A 20,135-nucleotide genomic window follows, 5' to 3' on the forward strand; every position below is an offset into this window, starting at 1 on the left:
TCTGAGGTTCTGAGGTTCTGAGGTTCTGAGGTTCTGAGGTTCTGAGGTTCTGAGGTTCTGAGGTTCTGAGGTTCTGAGGTTCTGAGGTTCTGAGGCAATAAGTTTTTTTTAACTTATTGCCTCAGAAAAAAACCTTAGAACCTTAAAGTCTTAGCAACTTAGAACCTTCAAAAAAAAAAATCCCCTCCAAAGTATCATCTTAAACACTTGGTGTTTAAGTCTAAAACATTCTATTAAATTAGTAAGCTTGATAGATTTGGGGCAAAAAAGCTTTACTGTTTTAGAGCTGATACAATGAAGAGTATTTTTATATTATTTATTTCTTTTTGACATCTTTCTTTTCGAAGAAGCCATTAAAAAATCCTTTTTTTACCTTGTTTTTATCATCTTTTCCCGTTGCAACAAGATGGTCAACATATTCCATGTAAGATTTGTTTCTTTCTTCAAGAAAACCAATGAGATATTCTTCAGAAGCGTGAATTCCGCTGGCTTCCTCAATATGAAGCAGTTTTTTATACAACGGCTCTATAAATTTTATAATTATATCATCAGGAACTGATTTTCGTGTTCCAAAATAGCCTACAATTTCTCCATCAGAATCAGAAATAATTTTAAAATCTGTAATTACCCAATAATATCTTCCCGTTTTAGACATATTCTTGATAATAGCATGAATATTCTGATTGGCTTTGATACTGTCCCACAAAAATTTAAAAATAACCTTTGGCATATCAGGATGACGAATAACGTTGTGCGGCTGTCCGATCAGTTCAAATTCATCATAGCCCGATACATCAATAAAAGCTTCATTAGCATATAAAATTGTTCCTTTTGTATCTGTTTTACTGAGTAATACTTTAGTTTTATTCCAATCGACTTCTCTGTCTGATGGAGACGGCCGGGTAATTCTGGTATCCATAATTTTTTGTTTAATAAATTAATATGCTATTATTTGTGCTTTTAAAAGTGTCTTTTTTTGAATTATATTCTCATCAGAGATCGTTTTCTAAAATAATCAGGAGGTCTTTTGTTTTCCTGAAAACTGCTTCGAGTTCTTCCTCCAGCCAATCGGGCAATGTTGCATCATTGGCTAACTTTAGATGTTTAATATCATTAGCGATCTGAATGAGTTTTTTATATTGAAAATCCAGATTTTTAGCATTCGGATTATCGCTGTACTGGCTATATATTGAGGCAACTTTTTTCCCAAATTCGGTTTCACCTCCTATTTTTTCAAAAGAATTTAAATCAAAAGATTTTTTTAGAGAATCAAGCATTTCTTTTGCCAATTCAAAATCATGTCTGGACATAAAATAAGAGTTTTAGTTAAAACAGTTTTATAATTCAGTCCGGCGTTAATTAGAAACTCTGTTTGCCGATTTGCCGTGAATATCATTTACCAGATCATCAATTTTTTTGGCACTTTCTCTCATCATTTCCAGATAACTAAGCAGTTTATCATTATCCGTATGACCTTTTGAAACATCAATTAGTTTTAAAACAGAATTTACAGGAAGTTTCAAATCCTGTGCAGTTCGGTAAACAAAAACATTAAACTCATTAGTGGCAGATAATGAACTGTATTTTGCAGAGGCCAGTTTTATGTTTTCCAATTCATATTCGTCAGATATTTTAGAAATATGTTTTTGACTGTGTTCTTTAAAATAATAAGCCCAGTAACCATTCATAAAAAATACAACAGCAGCCAAAACAACATGAATCAGAAGAGTTTCCAAATCAAAATTTACCTGAGAAAAGTACAATTGCAAACCTTTAGGATCATTATATACTTCACTCTGCATATAGGCCAAACCTGCGTGATGCAGCACCACGAGAAGTGTAAGCGGAATCTGCAGTTTCCAGTTTTGATAAATGATCAAAATCGTGCTGGCAATAAACACTGTAAAATGCATTTCGAACAAACCATGCATCTGGTAAATATATTGCGCCATAAAAATAGCCAGGACTACAGATAAAACGTATTGGTAAAAATTAGATTTCTTAAGAAACCATTTTGCAGAATAGTATAATAAAAGATTTATTGTACCAACACCCACACCTATCTCAAACGTATCGTACTTAAATGCCAGGGCGATTCCGAGCAGGAAATAGACCGCCAGAACATAGTTAATAATAATGTCCGATTTTTGGGTCATGGTTGACATAAAACTGTGCAGGTAATCTTGTTCATTCAAACTAGCTTTTGTTTTCATAATTTTTGGTTTTTTGGTTAAGGGGTTAGATTTATTTAGTGCATTTTGGTAATGAACATCCGTAAGCTCTTAGAGCCAAAGCATTAAAAGAGGGGCTTTTGGTTTGCTGTAGCAAAGAATCTATTGCCATCTGGGCATAATTGCTGTCAGCATTGGTGCAATATCTGGTTTTATTATAATTGCCACGGTAATATAAATTGTGCGAAGGATCAATAATAACGGCTTGCGGCGTGGAGAAAACACCACACTTTTGTGCCATAGCCGAATCAAAATAAACGGGAACATCGGCTCCAAATTTTTTCTGAATTTCTTCTATTGTAAAATCTTTCTGTTTGTTGAGAACTACAATTTTAAAATTGATCTGGTTCCCATACTTTTTTATCAAACCGCTAACATGGGGAATATTAAACCTGGAACAGGGACAATCGGGATTAAAGAAATGAATGAAAATGGGTTTGTTATTAGTAATCCAGCATTTTCCTAAATCAATTCTGGATCCCATCGCAATGTCATGGTAATTTTTGGGAACAGGTGTCGGAAGACTGTATTTGAATTCGTTTTGCCAGAATAAAAATGAAATTCCAAACAGTAATAATGAGAACCATAAGCCAAGCAGTAACTTTTTCGCCATAAATAGTAGTTTTTGGAAAGAAACACTAACAATATATAAACAATTGTTAATTAATTGAATTTATAAATCAATAATTTTAACTTAAAAACAAATAAAAAACCTACACATTTTAACGCTTAAGCACCAAAAACATTATTATTCTCACAAAAAACCTATCATTTTGTTTAAGCCAATCAATGTTACAAATAAAATCGATAAAGTGCAAAAAAAATCAGACAAAATGCAAATATTTATTTAATAACAAGAAAAAACTTAGTTTAAAATACATTTTTAAGTAAGATTACGTGGGTAAAAACTGACGCAAAATATATTTAGCAGAATATATAATAACAAATATGTTAAAAAGATAAAAAAATTGAACAAACCGATTAAACCAAACAGCAGAAAAGATGTCTAAACTTTTCAGGACTATATCCTGATTTAAAAACTCAAAAAAAATTGCGAATGATAAAAATACATTTTCACCAAATAATGACAGATAAAAAGCATATTAATTACTGATTTACAACAACTTAATACAATATAAAGTTTTATAACTACAAGTGTTAAATAAAAAATAACCTTTTAGTATTCAGTTCAAAAAGCTAATTTTGTATACTTACCTAAATTCATACCAAAAAAATACACTTACCTCAATTTTATGAAAGTAAAAAACCTAATTTATGCCCTTCTCATTATCGGAATTGGAGGGTTTATTGCCTACAGAATTATATCGAATAAAAGTAAAAACGAAGAATCTAAAAAATTTGGAGACAAGGACACTCCCACTTCTGTAACCGGAATTGTGCTAAAAACATCCACATTTGATAACAACTTATCCCTGTCAGGTTCTATTGAAGCCAATGAACAAGTAGAAATTCACAGTGAAGTTTCTGGTATTGTTGAAGGTATTTATTTTAATGAAGGTACGAATGTAAATAAAGGCCAGGTTCTTTTTAAAGTAAATGATATTGAGTTAAGAGCACAGTTGCGACAAGCGGTTACAAAAGAAAATCTGGCCGGAGAAAACCAAAGAAGAGCAAAACTATTATTGCAAAAAGAAGCTATTAGTCAGGAAGAATTTGATGTTGCCAATGCAGATTACGCTTCCGCGAAAGCGCAAAGCCAATTGATTAGCGCGCAAATCGCCAAAACTTCTGTCAAAGCGCCTTTCTCAGGAAAAATAGGTTTACGTTCTATATCTCCCGGAACTTATATTACCCCTGCTGTTTTAGTTGCAAAACTAGTAAATACAGGCAAATTAAAAATCACATTTTCTATTCCTGAAAAATATGCCTCTCAGGTAAAAACGGGATCAGATATAGAATTTACCGTATCCGGATCAGAGAAAGTGTATGCTGCAAAAATATATGCAATTGAACCAGAAATAGCTGTAGCAACCCGTACTTTACAAATTCGTGCTATTGCAGTCAATACAGACGGAAAACTTTTTCCGGGCACTTTTGCAGATGTAAAATTGCCTCTGAATATTATTAAAGATGCTATAGTTGTTCCCTCAGAAGCTATTGTACCTGTTCAGGACGGCAAAAAAGTTTATATTGCCAATATGGGAAAAGCCAAAGAAGTGATGGTCGACGCTACTACAAGAACTGATTCTTCTATCTTGATTTTATCCGGATTAAAAGCCGGAGATACCCTGATTACAAGCGGTGTAATGTCCTTAAAAAATGACGCTCCAATAAAAGTTAAAGTAAAATAATTGCAGATTTTAGACTATTAGATTTCAGATTAAATCTAAAAAACTAAAGTCATTCAAATTAATATAATTATAGATTTTGATAAATATTTAGAATTTAATAAATCTAAAATCAACAATCTAAAATCATAAATCATATATGAGTTTATCTACTACAAGTATAAGAAGACCCGTTTTAACCATTGTACTGAATCTTTTGATTATTTTATTCGGTTTTATTGGTTATACCTTTTTGGGTGTTCGTGAATTCCCGTCTATTGATCCGGCACAGGTATCTATCAGAACAAATTATACCGGAGCCAATTCAGACATTATTGAATCTCAAATTACAGAGCCGCTTGAGAAAGCCGTAAATGCTATCGACGGAATCAGGAATATTACTTCCTCAAGTAATCAGGGAAGCAGTAACATTACGATCGAGTTTAATTTAGATAAAAATCTGGAGGAAGCAGCAAATGATGTTCGTGACAAAGTTTCGCAAGCCGTGAGAAGTTTGCCTCAGGATATTGATGCACCTCCCGTAGTATCTAAAGCAGATGCAGATAGTGAATCTATTATCTCGATGACCGTTCAAAGTGATACAAGAAGCGCCTTAGAACTAAGTGATTATGCCGAGAATGTCATTTCTCAGCGGTTAGAAACTATACCGGGCGTAAGTGGTGTTCAGATCTGGGGACAGAAACGTTACGCTATGCGTTTGTGGATTGATCCGATAAAACTAAATGCCTATAATTGTACTGTTTCTGATGTTCGAAATGCCTTAAATGCACAAAACGTAGAGCTGCCATCTGGAAAATTAACCGGAAACAATACAGAGTTGACTGTAAAAACAATAGGAAATCTTTCTAAACCAGAGGAATTTAATAATATTATTATCCGTACTGATGGTGACAAAATTGTTCGTTTGAGCGATGTTGGCGGTGCAGAATTAGGTCCTGAGAATATTGAAACCGGATTAACCTCTTCGGGACTTCCTATGATTGGTTTAGCTATTGTACCAATGCCGGGAGCCAATTACCTTGATATTTCATCTGAATTTTATAAAAAATACGAAGCCTTAAAAAAGGATCTTCCAAAGGATATTAAACTAAATATTGCGCTTGACAATACACTATTCGTTAAGAAATCTGTGTTGGAAGTTGCAGAAACTCTGGGAATTTCCATCATATTGGTAATTATCATTATTTATTTATTCTTTAGAGACTGGGCAATTGCATTCAGACCACTAATAGATATTCCGGTTTCATTGATTGCTACCTTCTTTATTATGTGGCTTTTCGGGTTTTCCATAAACGTACTGACCCTTTTGGCTATTGTACTGGCAACAGGTCTGGTTGTGGACGACGGAATTGTAGTTACCGAAAATATCTTTAAAAAAGTCGAAGAAGGAATGACGCCAATTGAAGCAGCGATTAAAGGTTCTAATGAGATTTTTTATGCTGTAATCTCAATTTCGGTAACACTGGCAGCGGTGTTTTTACCTGTAATTTTCTTAGAAGGTTTCGTTGGCCGACTCTTTCGTGAATTTGGTGTTGTAATTGGTGCTGCAGTATTGATTTCTGCCTTTGTATCATTGACCCTGACACCAATGCTGAATGCTTATTTGATGAAAGGCGGCGAACAGAAAAAATCTAAATTTTATATTAAAACAGAACCGTTTTTTGAAAAATTAAATAGTGGTTATGCAGACTCTTTATCTCGTTTCATGAACAAAAAATGGATCAGTTTTCCCATTTTGATTGCCTGTTTTGGATTAATTTATTTGTTTTTTACCATACTCCCAAAAGAAACAGCTCCTTACGATGATCGTAGTTCGGTAACGATGCGTATGACGACGCCCGAAGGTTCATCTTATGAATATACGAACCGGTTTATGCAGGAAATTTCAAAATTGGTCGATGATTCAATTCCGGAGAAAAAAGTAAGTTTAGTTATTACCGCTCCGGGTTCGGGAGGTTCGGCTGCAAATTCTGGTTTTATCAGACTTTCGCTAAAAGAACCTGACGAAAGAGAAAGATCCCAAAAAGAAATTGCTGATAAATTATCAAAATGGACTAAAAAATATCCAAATGCAAAAACATCTGTAATTCAACAGCCTACAATTTCTGTAAACAGACGTGGAGGACTACCTATTCAATATATAATTCAGGCTCCGACTTTTGAAAAACTAAGAGAAAAAATCCCTGTTTTTATGGAAGAAGTCGGTAAAAGTGATGTTTTTTCGACTACAGATGTCAATTTAAAATTTAATAAACCCGAAATAAACGTAAGTATAGATCGTGCAAAAGCAGAGAGTCTGGGTATTTCTATCATTGATATTGCACAAACCTTACAACTTTCTTTGAGCGGCCAGCGTTTTGGATATTTCATTAAAAATGGAAAACAATATCAGGTAATCGGACAATTTGATCAAAAGGACCGTTCTAAACCTTTGGATTTAACTTCGATGTTTGTTAAAAACAAAAGCGGTGAATTAATCCAGATGGACAATGTTGTCAATATCGAAGAACAAAGTAATCCACCCCAGCTGTACCACAACAACCGTTATATGTCTGCAACTGTTTCTGCCGGTTTAGCACCAGGAAAAAGTATCAGTGATGGTATCGAAGCAATGGATCAGATCAAGGCAAAAGTTCTGGACGAAAGTTTTACAACCGATTTGAGCGGAGAATCAAGGGATTTTGTAGAAAGTAGTTCAAATACTTCTTTTGCATTTGGATTGGCTTTGTTATTAATCTTTTTAATTCTTGCTGCTCAGTTTGAGAGTTTTATTGATCCTTTTATTATCATTCTGACTGTACCTATGGCTGTTGCTGGAGCTTTATTCTCGTTATGGTTATTTAATCAGACATGGAATATCTTTAGCCAGATTGGTACCGTAATGCTTATTGGTTTAGTTACCAAAAATGGTATTTTGATTGTAGAATTTGCCAACCAGCTTAGAGAACAGGGAAAACCAAAGTTAGAAGCTATTTTAGAAGCATCAGAGGCACGTTTACGTCCGATCCTGATGACGAGTTTAGCAATCGCATTGGGAGCCTTGCCAATCGCCATGTCTCTTGGAGCCGCCTCTACGAGTAGAATCGGAATGGGAGTTGTAATTGTTGGAGGAACTATTTTTTCATTAGCCTTAACGCTTTTTGTTATTCCGGCAATTTATTTAATGTGGTCTAAAGCCAGAAAACATTATCCTGAATTTGACCATATAGAAGAATACGAAAAAGAAAGTAAATAATTTATTAGCCTGAAATTCAAAATTAAAATCTGAATTTCAGGCAAAAGAAAAAAAACATGAACACTAAAATTCTATTCCGTAGTTTGATACTATTTTTCTTTTGCGCAATAAGCACACAAGCGCAGGAGGTTTTAACTATTGAAGATGCTATGAAAATAGCTTTGGAAAACAACTTTGAAATTAAGATTGCCAAAAACAATACACAAATAAGCGAGACAAATGTAACCATCGGAAATGCCGGAATGTTACCAACTGCTACTGCTTCTGTAACAGATAATAATAGTATCCAAAACTCATCACAAACACGTCAGGACGGAACTTCTACCAAACTAAATAATGCCAAAAATAATAGTTTGACATACGGTGTAAGTTTAGGATGGACTGTTTTTGACGGAATGAAAATGTTTGCCCGTTACGATCAGTTAAAAGAACTTCAAAAATTAGGCGATGCTGAGCTCAAAAGCACCATTTTGGTCAAAATTGGACAGGTAAATTCTGCTTATTATAATTTAGTGCAAATGCAACAGCAATTAGCAGCCTTAGATACAACAATTGTTATTTCTAAACAACGATTGACTTTGGCTCAAAACCGTTTCACTATTGGTAAAGCTTCAAAATTAGAGGTTTTGAATGCACAGGTAGATTTAAACTCTGATCAGGTCGCTTTATTAAGACAAAAAGAATCGTATGCAAACGGCAAAATATTACTTAACCAGTATTTGGCGCGTGATCCAAAAATTGATTTTAAGGTAATAGACAATGTAACGGTGGACAGCAAATTAATTTTAGCCAATTTAATGGATTTAGCCCAAAAACAAAATCCTGTGCTGGAAACTCAAATTATAAACAAACGTGTTGCCGAATTGCAATTAAAACAAGTACGAGCCGACCGCTACCCTATTGTAAGGTTAACTTCGGGATATAATTTTGCAGAAAGCGAATCAAGTCTTGGTTTTACCAGTTCAACATCGAGCAAAGGTTTAAACTATGGTTTTAATGCTACACTAAATATTTTTGACGGTTTTAATCAGCATCGAAATGAAAAAATAGCTAAAATTCAAATAGAGAATTCCCAAATTGCCATCGAACAGCAAAACTCAATTTTAAACACACAATTAAGCACAGCATTCCAGACCTACCTAACCAATCTGGAACTAATTGACCTGGAAGAAAATAACGAAGCAATTGCAAAACAAAATTTAGAAATCACTTTAGATAAATTCAGAATCGGAACCATAACAACTATTGATTTCAGAACGGCTCAGCTCAATTATGTCAATGCAAAAGTGCGTTACAGCAATGCACAATACGAAGCAAAATTATCTGAAATTGCATTAAAAGAATTAGCGGGTAATATTAATTTTTAATTTAAATTTGTTTCAAAACAGATTTAAATGATTTCATACAATACCAAAGACTGGTTTACTTTTATCTTTCATTTTCATAAATCGGATACAATTAGAAAATTATTTCCGATCATGCTCGCAATTGGGCTTTATTCGGCCGTTGTCGGTTATCTTGAAGTAGAATATTTTAAGGTTGGTAAAAATGATTACATTCATAATATTCCGATTATGCACGGAATGCTTGGTTTTGTAATTTCATTATTACTGGTTTTTAGAACCAATACCGCTTATGACCGTTGGTGGGAAGGAAGAAAATTATGGGGAAGCCTTGTAAATAACAGCCGAAACCTTGCTATAAAACTTTCTGCTATCCTGAAGGACGAAAACGACAGAAAATTTTTCAGGGAAATAATTGCGACTTACGCCTCATTTTTACACAAACATTTAAAAGACGAAGAAACAAGCAAACAGCTTTTTGAAGACGTCGATCTGGAAATTGATCACCATAAACACAAGCCAAATCAGGTAATGAGAATGATGTATCATAAAATTAATGATTTGTATGAAGCCAAAAAAATTACCGGTGATCAGCTTATCACTATAAATCTGGAATTACAATCATTTACAGATATATGTGGTGCCTGCGAAAGAATAAAAAACACACCTATACCCTACTCTTATAGTGCTTTTATCAAAAAATTCATTTTCTTCTATACAATGACATTGCCATTTGGTTACTCTATAAGCTTAGGCTATTTTGTTGCCCCTGTTGTCGTTTTTATTTTTTATGTACTGGCGAGTTTGGAACTCATTGCAGAAGAAATTGAAGATCCATTTGGTGATGACGAAAATGATTTGCCAACAAAAAAGATTGCAGACAACATTAAAAAGCACGTTGAAGAATTAATTTAATATAAAACATTCTAAAAATTTACTTCTAATAAATACAAAATATACAAATAAACAAGGCTAAAATGTGCTATATCAAATAAGAGCTAAAAAAATAAGACAGTTTCAAAAAACCAAATAAATTCTTTCTTACTACAGCACCTAATCCTTATATTTGTATCCTTATTCAAGAATAAAAGTTAACATGAAAATATCTTACAACTGGTTAAAACAATTCATTAAAACAGATTGGACATCTGAGCAAACTTCAGAATTACTGACAGATTTAGGTCTGGAAGTTGAAGTTGTTGAAAAATATGAATCCATAAAAGGTGGTTTAGAAGGAGTTGTTGTAGGACACGTACTTACTTGCGAAAAACATCCTGATGCTGACAGATTAAAAGTGACCACTGTAAATATTGGTCAGGAAACTCCAATACAGATTGTGTGTGGTGCAGCCAATGTTGCTGCCGGACAAAAAGTTCCTGTTGCAACAATCGGAACAGTTTTATATGATAAAGATGGCGGAGAATTTACTATTAAAAAAGGAAAAATACGCGGACAGGATAGTCACGGAATGATTTGTGCAGAAGATGAACTGGGTCTTGGTACAAGCCATGACGGAATTATGGTTTTGGACGAAAATCTGGAGCCGGGAACTCCTGCTGCAAAGGTTTTTAATATTACTAATGATGAAGTTTTCGAAATTGGCCTGACACCAAACCGTGCAGATGCAATGAGCCATTACGGTACAGCACGCGATTTGAGAGCGGGAATGCTGCAACGTGGTGTAAACGTAGAATTGATTACGCCATCTGTGAGCAATTTCAGAGTTGACATGCGTACCCTGAAAATTGATGTTAGTGTCGAAGATTCTCATTTAGCACCAAGATATTGCGGACTTACAATTTCCGGAATTTCTGTTGAAGAATCTCCGGCCTGGTTACAAGACCGTCTTAAAGCAATCGGATTAACTCCTAAAAATAATATTGTCGATGTTACCAATTATGTTTTGCACGAATTGGGACAGCCTCTTCACGCTTTTGATGCAGCAAAAATAAACGGAAAAATAATTGTTAAAACGTTACCAGAAGGCACAAAATTCACCACTCTGGACGATGTCGAAAGAACATTACACGCTGAGGATCTAATGATTTGTGATGAAAAGGGCCCACTTTGTATTGCAGGTGTTTTTGGTGGGAAAAAATCAGGAGTATCAGAAGGAACAACTTCAATATTCTTAGAAAGTGCTTATTTTGATGCTGTAAGTGTTCGTAAAACTGCAAAAAGACATCAGCTAAATACTGATGCTTCTTTTAGATTTGAAAGAGGAATTGATCCAACTATTACAGAATATGCATTAAAACGTGCTGCAATTCTAATTCAGGAAGTTGCGGGAGGAAAAATAACCTCTGATGTTGTTGAAATTTATCCTAAAAAAGTAGAAGATTTTTCTGTTTTATTAAATTTCAGCCATGTTTCAAAAATTATTGGACAGGAAATCCCAAAAGATACTATCAAAAAAATATTAGTTTCCTTGGACATTAAGGTAAACAGTGTTTCTGAATCTGGATTAGGATTAACGATTCCTGCTTATCGCGTTGATGTTCAACGTGAAATAGATGTGATCGAAGAAATTTTGAGAGTGTATGGGTATAATAATATCGAATTCTCGAAAAAATTTAATGCAACCGTTTCCAATTCTCCAAGAACAGAAGATTATAAAGTACAAAATATCATTGCTTCACAATTGAACTCACAAGGTTTTCATGAAATGATGGCAAATTCATTAACAACAGCTGCTTACGCAAAATTATCAACTGTTTTAAAAGAAGAACATAACGTTACGATGTTGAATCCTTTGAGTGGAGATTTGGCAACAATGCGTCAGTCTTTATTGTTTTCTGCCCTCGAAGCGATTTCATACAATATCAACAGAAGAAATGCTGATTTGAAATTGTTTGAATTTGGAAAAACATATCATAAATACCTGAATGGTTACGAAGAACATAAACATTTAACGTTATCAATTTCAGGAGACAGAAACAAAGAAAGCTGGACAAATCCTCAAAAATCTACTGATTTCTTTTTATTAAAAGGATATGTAAAATCAATCTTATCCCGTTTAGGAATCGACAAAATAACTAATGCCCCTGTACAATCTGATATTTTCTCTGAAGGAACATCAATATGCTACAATAATGATACTTTGGTAGAAATGGGCGTTGTAAAAAAGTCAATTTTAAAACACTTCGGAATTAAACAAGAAGTTTACTTCGCAGATTTTAACTGGGATTTGATTTTGAAAATCATAACAGGAAAGATTAAATATTCTGAAATACCTAAATATCCTGAAGTTCGAAGAGATTTGGCCTTATTGATTGATCAGAAAACTACTTACGAAAGCATTTACAATCTGGCAAAACAAACTGAAAAAGTACTTTTGAAAGATGTAAATCTGTTTGATGTCTACGAAGGGAAAAATCTTCCGGAAGGAAAAAAATCATACGCTTTGAGTTTCACAATTCAGGACAATACCAAAACCCTGACCGATTCTCAAATCGATAAGATAATGTCAAAATTGCAACAAACATTTGAGAATGAACTTGGTGCAAGTTTAAGATAAGACTATCTTTAAATCATTATAATAAACCCGGCAGTGCTTCACATTGTCGGGTTTCTTTTTTATTCAGCTTTTTCATGTTCGATCTTAGAACTACAAAGTGGCCACCAAATAAAGAGGCTTACTAGATACTAACTAATAAAATATCGGTTCCAGACATTGTCTCCAATTTTACGGCATAAAAAAGGGTAATTTCACCCTTGTCAGATTATACCTTTTCAAATAATTTTGTCTGAAATATTTTCAAACCATTGATTAATAACTAATTATTAAAACCTAAAAATCATGAAAAACATTTCAGAGAAACCAAGTCAGTTAATTACCAAAGAATTTGCTAAACAGCTGAATTTAAATTACACTAATAAAAAGGCTCAACTAACAGCAAAATCTTCTGACAAAGAGGATGCTAATGCTATCTGGTATTCATTAGAAGCTTTGGAGGCTTACATTGATTATATAAAAACGCATGGAGCCGAGAGCGGATATGAAGTTGACGGAATCCGTTTTTATTTTGGAGTTTATCCGGACGACGAAAAACTTGGCGAAAAAGCCGGCCTGACAACACTCTTTTTATCTGCAACAGGCAAAAAAACAAATATGGATACTGATGACAATACAAATCAGGTACAAGGTTTTGCTGCCACAAAACAGGCAGCATCTGCAGACATACAAAGCCTTGAACCAATGAACTATGGAAACATCGGAAGACCACCTAGCTTAATATATTAAAAAATTATGTTTGAATTTTTAAGATCTTATATCATCTATTTAGCTTTGCTATCAGGAACTGTGGGATTGATTTATCTTCATAAGCTTCCTAGTAATAAAGCTAAATTTTTACTACTTTTAATCTGGTTTTCAGTACTAACCGAATTTGTTGGTTATTATTTTACGCAATGGACAGGTCTATTAAATTATTATGTTTATAATTTTTACATGTTCGTTACTTTTGTGGCTTATATACTATTGCTGCGAAGTCTTTTGCAAAAAATAAGCAACAGAATCTCGGCTGTATTATTTTTAATATTATTTATAGTTTCCTTTTTTCTAAATATTTTATATTTCAAAAAAGATATAAACCATTCATTTACTTACAGTTTTGCCATTGGCGTAATATTGGTAATGCTGCTTTCATGCCTATATTTGATAGAGATTTTTAATTCGGATAAGATTTTGAACTTTAAAAAATCAGTGTTTTTTTGGTACGTTTTAGGTATTCTGGTATTTCATGTTCCCGTACTGCCTTTCATGCTGGCAATAAACTGGTTTTTAATAAAACAGGACGAATCAATATTTAGTCTGGTATTGTTTATTTTAAATTGTCTGGCACATGGTTGTTTTATAATCGGATTTGTATGGAGCGAAAAGAAATACAATTATTAGTTATTTCGTTAGGTATTGTATTTTTTACATTACTGGTCACACTTCTTGTAATCTTTTTTTATTTTCTAAAAAAGAAAAACAACTATTTAGTAGAAAAAATGGAATCTGAAATGTATTTCCAGTCCGAGCTTATTAAAACCCGGATTGAAATTAAAGATCAGACACTTTCTGAAATCAGTAAAGAACTTCACGATAATATCGGACAGATTATTTCTGTTGCCATAATGCAGCTGAATATTGGTATCAGCAATAAAAATATTCCGATAAGCGAACTTAAAGATATTAAGAATGTTTTGGCCAAATCATTAGATGAACTTCGTATTTTATCCCGGATAATTTGTAAAGATAATTTACTGCAGCAGAATTTTATAGAAGCCATTCAGCAGGATTTGGAAAGAATAAAAAAGCTAAAAAAAATTAAATGCAGCTTTAATAGGATTGGTGAATTTCCGATTATAAATGAAGAGCATGAATTAATTATTTACAGAATATTTCAGGAAGCACTTCATAATAGTCTGAAACACTCCAGAAGTGATTTATTTAATGTTGATATTGAAACCACAGCTGCTGTTTTTCGGCTAAAACTGAAAGATTTCGGAATTGGATATGATCTTACAAATTCAAACTCAGGATTAGGATTAAATAACATGAAACTCAGGGCAAAATTGATTGGTGCTAAGCTAATTATGACTTCTGATCAGACAGGAACAAGCGTAAATTTAGAATATCCCTTAATACAATGCGATGAAAACTAACACAAAAAGCAAAATTATAATTGTAGATGACCATCTGCTTTTTTCACAATCACTGGAACTCCTGATAAAAAGTTTTGGCGATTATGAAGTTACAGAACGTTTTGAGAACGGAAAAGTTTTTATTGATTATCTGCAAAGTAATCAATCTGCAGAAATCAATCTTGTTTTACTTGATGTCAATATGCCGGTTTTAGACGGTCTTAGCACAATGAAATGGCTAAAAGAAAACAGACCAGACCTTAATGTTATTGCTTTATCTGTAAATGATGATGAAGAAATTATTATAAAAATGATTACCAATGGTGCCAAAGGTTATTTACTAAAAGATACCTCGCCGGAAATATTTAAGGATGCGATTGAATGCGTTATCGAAAAAGGTTTTTATTTTACCGAGTTAGTGTCGGGAATGCTGCTTAACAAAGTAAACAGCGACCCGAATAAAATATGTTTAAAAGAAAAAGAAATTCTTTTTATCAAACATGCCTGTACCGAAATGACTTATAAAGAAATTGCGTCTCAAATGTGCCTAAGTCCAAAAACAATAGACGGTTACAGAGAATCATTATTTGATAAACTCGAACTCAAAACCCGAATTGGACTTGTTCTTTATGCCATTAAACACAAAATTGTTTTGGTTTAATCAAAAGAAAAAACTCTAATAAGTTATAGCAGCGAAAATAGGGCTATCCTTTATTTTTTCTCTTCCGTTAAGAAAAGAAAGTTCCATCAAAAAATTAAACTGTACAATCTCACCGCCTAGTTCTTTGACCAAATCACCAAGCGCTTTTGCAGTGCCTCCGGTAGCCAGAACATCATCGTGAATTAGAACTTTATCTCCTTTTTTTATAGCATCTGTATGAATTTCTAATGAATCGGTACCGTATTCTAAATCATAAGAAGCAGAAATAGTAGTAAAAGGCAGTTTTCTTGGTTTTCTGACAGGAACAAAACCGGCTTTTAGTTCGTGGGCTAAAAGCATTCCGAAGAAAAAGCCACGACTTTCTGCACCTATAACCTTGTCAATTTTTTGCCCTTTTAGTGAATCAACTAAAATTTTCAGGCATTCTTCTCTCGCAATTGGTTCATTTAACAAAGGCGTGATATCTTTAAACAAAATTCCTTCTTTGGGAAATCCCTCAATATCACGTATATAATTTTCAAACTTCATTTTTTTTTATTTTTTTGTATTTTTTTGCTTGTTTATCTCGCATTTATCTCTATATTTGCACCCGCAAACAGCGTTCAACAAAGCTACGAAAATTAGCTCAATGAAACAAAAAGGCCTCGTGGCGCAACTGAATAGCGCATCTGATTACGGCTCAGAAGGTTACTGGTTTGAATCCAGTCGAGGTCACTACTCGGGACAAAAGAGAAATATCATCTTTTGTCCCATTTTTTTTTGCCCGTAACCTATTGTTTACCAGATAAATACAGTTAATGATTTCGTTCACTCTAGCGGTGCGGATTTTGTTTTCTGAAAATGTAAAATTTTCAGGGAAAATTAAACCAATTATCTCCCTAGAATCTGATAAAGTCCCACCATCAAAGGCTTCGCCTAGCTTGAAAAGGTTTTCCAATCCAGTCGTCGTTAAATGCTCTATACTCGCCCTGTCGTCCTCTACATTACCCACCTCTTTTTCCAGATTACTGATAATCTCATTGTATTCAGTCTTCATGAGATTGTAATCTTCAGCATCGATTTTCTCAGTAACTAATAAATTTCTGGCTACGGATAATTTCTTTTCATAAACTGCAATCTGCTCAAGGGACTTCTTTTTTTCGGTAGCTATTACTCCAGTATGCTCTCTATAACCTTCAAGCAGAACTGCAGTATATAGCTTCTTAACTTCTTCTAAAGGTTTAAATTTATTTAAATGTTCTTTAAAAATCTTGTTAGCTATTTTGTATTTCAACTCCTCTTTTTCATTAATATAAAAAGTAAACAAACCGCTGTCCCAAGAACTTAAATATTCTAAATCTCCATCATCATCGTATTGATTAGGAACAAGATCATTATCTTTCTCATATTCAGATATCATGGACATCATGCATTCATTTACCCATTGATAAAATACTTCTGCTCCGTCCAGTAAATCTTTTTTCTCTTTTTCTAAATCCCACCATTGTTTTTCTGTAACTTCACCATTAGGATAAATTTCAATCTGATATTTATTAAATCTTTTACTAAGTAAATTTACATTGCTATTATATTTATTGCGTAGTGACTCAATTAAATCACCAATAATACCAAATCTTACCCAAAAAAAAACTGCTGTATCATTATGATCTATATATTCAATTTTATCATATCCGATAGCGTCCTCATTAATATTTAAAATAATATTAATTTTTTTCCAATTCTTATCTGATAGTTCTTGGACTATTTCATTGTAATTCAATATCATATTTTTTTATTTACTGAGTATTTTTTTGATAATTATTTTTTTATAGTAATTATTGGGTTCTGTCGCATCTGCCATGTAAATCCGCAATAAATCAGAAACCCGAAAATTATGCAGCCAATTTACAAAATGATTTGAACACACTTGTTCCTACTACTTGGGAAAAAGAAAATTTCTTCTTTGTCCCTTTTTTATTTAAGGCTACTTGCCTGTTAATGTAGTAGATCAGCCACAGAACTTAGTTTATTCTAGTGGGTTCGAAACTCATTTTCTGAAATAGTAAAATTATCAGGATAAATCGAACCTATCGAATCGCGCGAATCCGCCCAATTGCCTGTATCGTAGTATTCATTAAGCTTTAGAAGATTTTCTATACCTGGTTTTAGAAACCCCTCAATATCTTTGCTGTCAGTTTCTATTGATAGTAGTTTGTGATCCCATCAATTCTACAAAATAGTACTGCTAAAATATTAGAACCTTGCAATTTTAAGTTTTGATGTTTCTGAAAGTAAAAATCTGTAAAATTCAGACCTAAGAAATTTAGGTTCGAAACTTTATAATACGTTTGTTTTATAGTTTTTTTATATTGAAGGGTTCGAGTCCCGTTCCCGCTACACAGACAAAAAGCTTCAAATAAACAATATCCTGGAGCGAACAAGAGCACAACTACCTTTTTCATAGATATTAAATAAGTAAATTATTACATATTAAAATATTCTATTTGTTACCTCCTTATTCAATTTAGAATTTAATGGTGAATCATTTTAAACAGAAACAGGAGAAAACAATACATAAAAGAAATATCAAAGTAGTTTCTTATAATAGTTAAATGTTAACTCAAGTAAATGTTAACTCAATCTATAATGAATAAAAAAAACAATCTCCCCATTTGTTAATTTTTTCACTCTAAAATATCATTTTAAAACTAGAGTAAAATTTCCTTCATTTTTAAATCAATTCAGTAAGTAACTTTGTTAAATACATTCAAAATTTCAACCATCGACCACATCTCTGTTACAAAAAAGAGAATGTAGCAATAACGATCTATGACTATACATCATTTTCTCTAAATAAAAAACACTCGAAAATAAAAATCGTTTCCTAAAAAAGTACATCTACCCGATTAATTTCATCCTTTAAACAAAAAGACAACCTGCTCCCCACACCACTCATAAAAAACCAAAACAACCAACGGCCTTAAGACTTGCAAAAAACGGAGCTTTCGTTTTCACTATAGTATATTCGTACTACAGATCCCTGCACCGAACCCTTCTGACCACACAGACTCTTTGGGCTGCCCGCTCACTGTTAAATCCTGCACGCAAGATCCCCTACTAGTTAATAAGCGGTACTTTATACATTATGATGATAAGATCCCGGTACTATAATTCCCATAGTATATAACAGGTAAACAATGTTTAATAAAAACAAACCCAAACCTGTAATTAAAAGCAATAAGGAATATATGAAATGAAGCGGTGAGGAATACTCCCTGATCAGCAGAACTATTCTGTCACGGTGAACATTACTCTCGAACATTGCCACCGATTTCAGCATTGACATCTTAACGGATAAACTGTCGATATTATTAACTTTCAGCAGGTATTCCCCTTTTTCATATATGTCAAAATCCAGATAAGTCGTACCTAATTTTCCACTTCTGTTAAACTTATACTTCAAAAAGGATTCGGTTAGTACAACAAATTTTGATGTGACAGCTGAATAAATATTAACCGATAAATTGTTTACGGCCGTTCCGCCTAATATACATAAAGAATATCTTCCTTTTTTGGGTATATGAAAAGATATCTCATTCTCCTGGACCGGAAATGAAATAATCTCCTTCGCTTTCAAAAATTTTATCAAAAATTTAATTCCAAAATATATCATTATTAACGTCAGAACTAATACACTACAAAATAGGATCATAATTATATTTATTATTTAAGTAACCAATTTAACGGGATTTGTAAAGTTGCAGAAGCTCCTTCACCTAATCCAAATCCTAAATGCTCTCCTCCCGTCAAAGTGAGGACATTTGTACGTGAATCCAGATATAAACCACCGGTATAACCTGCATGTGCTGATGCAATGGAACCTGTAAAAGTAGCATCATACGTTATTCCGAATATCGTAGCTCCGATTGTGAAATCAGTTTTTGCACCATATGCCCCAATATTTCCATCAACCAGTAGTCCCATCTTCCCTCTATGCTTTGTTAGTAAACCTGCATTTACATTTGCTGCTAAACCACCTACTAAATTTGTAGTATTGGTATGGACATTATAATCCTGTGTTCCGATTCTTTTATCAAACGTATTTTTAAATATTGAAGCTTCTGCACCAAAATCCAATCCTCCTGCTTCTGCCGCACCTGTTGCATAATAAGCTGAACCACTAAGAAACTGGGCATTACCTTTAAAACTATATGCCTCACCTTCTCTCGAAAAATAAGCGTTAAAAACCGAACCTCTTGTCTGATGCAATATTGCACCGTCTCCATAGTTTTGTGGATCTGAATTATGATCCAACCACTTATGTCCCTCATTATTTTCAAAGACCGGTGAACTATTGCCAGAACTGATAGCACTGGGTCCTAATTGAGGTCTATTGTTGTAATTATCAATATAATCATTTGTATATACAGTCGCAGCATTCGAACCAATTGTTGAGATTGTTCCTGCAAAAGCATCTGACCATGTATTAGAATCCCATTTTAATGGATTTACTTCTCCACCGCTGGCAGCGCCCGCGTGCACATACAAAGAAAAGAAAAATCCTGCCACAATATCCCAAAATTCTCCATTTTTATCTGTATATTTAAGCGGATTATTTAACACATAGGTTCTGTCGCATCTGTCAGAATCAAATATAAGAATTTAAGTCATTTAAAATTTAGCTCGCCAATTTACAGAATGATTTAAACATGGATATCCCTGGTCTAATCATCTGATTCTTTCTAA

17 protein-coding genes and 1 tRNA gene are annotated in these 20,135 nt (G+C 33.4%); 10 read left to right on the forward strand and 8 right to left on the reverse strand.

Translation table 11 applies throughout. The annotated features are described in order from the left end of the window. Positions 1-316 precede the first annotated feature (316 nt). The 4 genes from JOD96_RS22140 to JOD96_RS22155 form a co-directional block, all read right to left on the reverse strand. Positions 317-919, reverse strand: a complete 603-nt coding sequence (locus JOD96_RS22140; RefSeq protein ID WP_209566415.1) for a PAS domain-containing protein — start codon at positions 917-919, stop codon at positions 317-319. Between the two features lie 73 nt (positions 920-992). After that, positions 993-1,310 carry a hypothetical protein gene (locus tag JOD96_RS22145; protein WP_209566416.1) on the reverse strand — a complete coding sequence of 106 codons (318 nt, stop codon included), beginning with the start codon at positions 1,308-1,310 and terminating at the stop codon, positions 993-995. A 45-nt stretch (positions 1,311-1,355) separates the two neighbouring features. Beyond that, on the reverse strand, positions 1,356-2,213 hold the full coding sequence (locus JOD96_RS22150) for a hypothetical protein (RefSeq protein WP_209566417.1): 858 nt from the start codon (positions 2,211-2,213) through the stop codon (positions 1,356-1,358). 31 nt (positions 2,214-2,244) lie between these two features. After that, positions 2,245-2,844, reverse strand: a complete 600-nt coding sequence (locus tag JOD96_RS22155; protein ID WP_209566418.1) for a TlpA family protein disulfide reductase — start codon at positions 2,842-2,844, stop codon at positions 2,245-2,247. 640 nt (positions 2,845-3,484) lie between these two features. Between JOD96_RS22155 and JOD96_RS22160 the strand changes: the two genes are divergently transcribed. From JOD96_RS22160 to JOD96_RS22200, 9 genes are all read left to right on the forward strand, one after another. Then, complete coding sequence (locus JOD96_RS22160; RefSeq protein ID WP_209566419.1) at positions 3,485-4,543, forward strand: efflux RND transporter periplasmic adaptor subunit; 1,059 nt, start codon at positions 3,485-3,487, stop codon at positions 4,541-4,543. 136 nt (positions 4,544-4,679) lie between these two features. After that, a complete protein-coding gene (locus JOD96_RS22165) occupies positions 4,680-7,775 on the forward strand; it encodes an efflux RND transporter permease subunit (RefSeq protein ID WP_209566420.1) in 3,096 nt (1,031 codons plus the stop codon). Between the two features lie 56 nt (positions 7,776-7,831). Continuing rightward, positions 7,832-9,142 (forward strand): TolC family protein, encoded by a 1,311-nt coding sequence (locus JOD96_RS22170; RefSeq protein ID WP_209566421.1) that lies wholly within the window; start codon positions 7,832-7,834, stop codon positions 9,140-9,142. Between the two features lie 27 nt (positions 9,143-9,169). Then, positions 9,170-10,033 (forward strand): bestrophin family protein, encoded by an 864-nt coding sequence (locus JOD96_RS22175; protein ID WP_209566422.1) that lies wholly within the window; start codon positions 9,170-9,172, stop codon positions 10,031-10,033. A gap of 181 nt (positions 10,034-10,214) precedes the next feature. Then, complete coding sequence (pheT, locus tag JOD96_RS22180; RefSeq protein WP_209566423.1) at positions 10,215-12,635, forward strand: phenylalanine--tRNA ligase subunit beta; 2,421 nt, start codon at positions 10,215-10,217, stop codon at positions 12,633-12,635. Positions 12,636-12,917: 282 nt separating this feature from the next. Beyond that, positions 12,918-13,361 carry a hypothetical protein gene (locus JOD96_RS22185; RefSeq protein WP_209566424.1) on the forward strand — a complete coding sequence of 148 codons (444 nt, stop codon included), beginning with the start codon at positions 12,918-12,920 and terminating at the stop codon, positions 13,359-13,361. 6 nt (positions 13,362-13,367) lie between these two features. After that, on the forward strand, positions 13,368-14,015 hold the full coding sequence (locus JOD96_RS22190; RefSeq protein ID WP_209566425.1) for a hypothetical protein: 648 nt from the start codon (positions 13,368-13,370) through the stop codon (positions 14,013-14,015). Then, positions 13,988-14,770: a sensor histidine kinase gene (locus tag JOD96_RS22195; protein ID WP_209566426.1), complete on the forward strand. Its 783-nt coding sequence runs from the start codon at positions 13,988-13,990 to the stop codon at positions 14,768-14,770. Before JOD96_RS22190 ends, JOD96_RS22195 begins: the two co-directional genes overlap by 28 nt. Then, positions 14,760-15,410, forward strand: coding sequence for a response regulator transcription factor (locus JOD96_RS22200; RefSeq protein WP_209566427.1), 651 nt, complete (start codon positions 14,760-14,762; stop codon positions 15,408-15,410). Before JOD96_RS22195 ends, JOD96_RS22200 begins: the two co-directional genes overlap by 11 nt. Before the next feature lie 15 nt (positions 15,411-15,425). On the opposite strand, the gene JOD96_RS22205 is transcribed toward JOD96_RS22200, so the two are convergent. Continuing rightward, the gene (locus tag JOD96_RS22205) at positions 15,426-15,938 is read right to left on the reverse strand and encodes an adenine phosphoribosyltransferase (RefSeq protein WP_209566428.1); all 513 of its coding nucleotides are present in this window, start codon (positions 15,936-15,938) and stop codon (positions 15,426-15,428) included. A 112-nt stretch (positions 15,939-16,050) separates the two neighbouring features. Here JOD96_RS22205 and JOD96_RS22210 point away from each other — a divergent pair. After that, positions 16,051-16,124, forward strand: a tRNA-Arg gene (locus JOD96_RS22210). Here the strand turns inward: JOD96_RS22210 and JOD96_RS22495 are convergent. From JOD96_RS22495 to JOD96_RS22225, 3 genes are all read right to left on the reverse strand, one after another. Then, positions 16,090-17,169: a hypothetical protein gene (locus JOD96_RS22495; RefSeq protein ID WP_245188480.1), complete on the reverse strand. Its 1,080-nt coding sequence runs from the start codon at positions 17,167-17,169 to the stop codon at positions 16,090-16,092. The genes JOD96_RS22210 and JOD96_RS22495 overlap by 35 nt on opposite strands. Before the next feature lie 1,356 nt (positions 17,170-18,525). Further along, positions 18,526-19,026, reverse strand: a complete 501-nt coding sequence (locus JOD96_RS22220; protein WP_209566429.1) for a hypothetical protein — start codon at positions 19,024-19,026, stop codon at positions 18,526-18,528. 86 nt (positions 19,027-19,112) lie between these two features. Further along, positions 19,113-20,012 carry a hypothetical protein gene (locus JOD96_RS22225; protein WP_209566430.1) on the reverse strand — a complete coding sequence of 300 codons (900 nt, stop codon included), beginning with the start codon at positions 20,010-20,012 and terminating at the stop codon, positions 19,113-19,115. Positions 20,013-20,135: the final 123 nt, after the last annotated feature.

It is taken from the genome of Flavobacterium sp. 1355, from assembly GCF_017833415.1.
In the GTDB taxonomy this organism is placed as follows: Bacteria; Bacteroidota; Bacteroidia; order Flavobacteriales; family Flavobacteriaceae; genus Flavobacterium.

Bases quoted from the DNA above. Each gene is read 5' to 3' on its own strand.
- JOD96_RS22165 (WP_209566420.1), top strand. From the start codon at position 4,680: ATGAGTTTATCTACTACAAGTATAAGAAGACCCGTTTTAACCATTGTA.
- JOD96_RS22140 (WP_209566415.1), bottom strand. From the start codon at position 919: ATGGATACCAGAATTACCCGGCCGTCTCCATCAGACAGAGAAGTCGAT.
- JOD96_RS22175 (WP_209566422.1), top strand. From the start codon at position 9,170: ATGATTTCATACAATACCAAAGACTGGTTTACTTTTATCTTTCATTTT.
- JOD96_RS22200 (WP_209566427.1), top strand. From the start codon at position 14,760: ATGAAAACTAACACAAAAAGCAAAATTATAATTGTAGATGACCATCTG.
- JOD96_RS22205 (WP_209566428.1), bottom strand. From the start codon at position 15,938: ATGAAGTTTGAAAATTATATACGTGATATTGAGGGATTTCCCAAAGAA.
- JOD96_RS22185 (WP_209566424.1), top strand. From the start codon at position 12,918: ATGAAAAACATTTCAGAGAAACCAAGTCAGTTAATTACCAAAGAATTT.
- JOD96_RS22190 (WP_209566425.1), top strand. From the start codon at position 13,368: ATGTTTGAATTTTTAAGATCTTATATCATCTATTTAGCTTTGCTATCA.
- pheT (WP_209566423.1), top strand. From the start codon at position 10,215: ATGAAAATATCTTACAACTGGTTAAAACAATTCATTAAAACAGATTGG.
- JOD96_RS22160 (WP_209566419.1), top strand. From the start codon at position 3,485: ATGAAAGTAAAAAACCTAATTTATGCCCTTCTCATTATCGGAATTGGA.
- JOD96_RS22145 (WP_209566416.1), bottom strand. From the start codon at position 1,310: ATGTCCAGACATGATTTTGAATTGGCAAAAGAAATGCTTGATTCTCTA.
- JOD96_RS22150 (WP_209566417.1), bottom strand. From the start codon at position 2,213: ATGAAAACAAAAGCTAGTTTGAATGAACAAGATTACCTGCACAGTTTT.
- JOD96_RS22195 (WP_209566426.1), top strand. From the start codon at position 13,988: ATGGAGCGAAAAGAAATACAATTATTAGTTATTTCGTTAGGTATTGTA.
- JOD96_RS22155 (WP_209566418.1), bottom strand. From the start codon at position 2,844: ATGGCGAAAAAGTTACTGCTTGGCTTATGGTTCTCATTATTACTGTTT.
- JOD96_RS22170 (WP_209566421.1), top strand. From the start codon at position 7,832: ATGAACACTAAAATTCTATTCCGTAGTTTGATACTATTTTTCTTTTGC.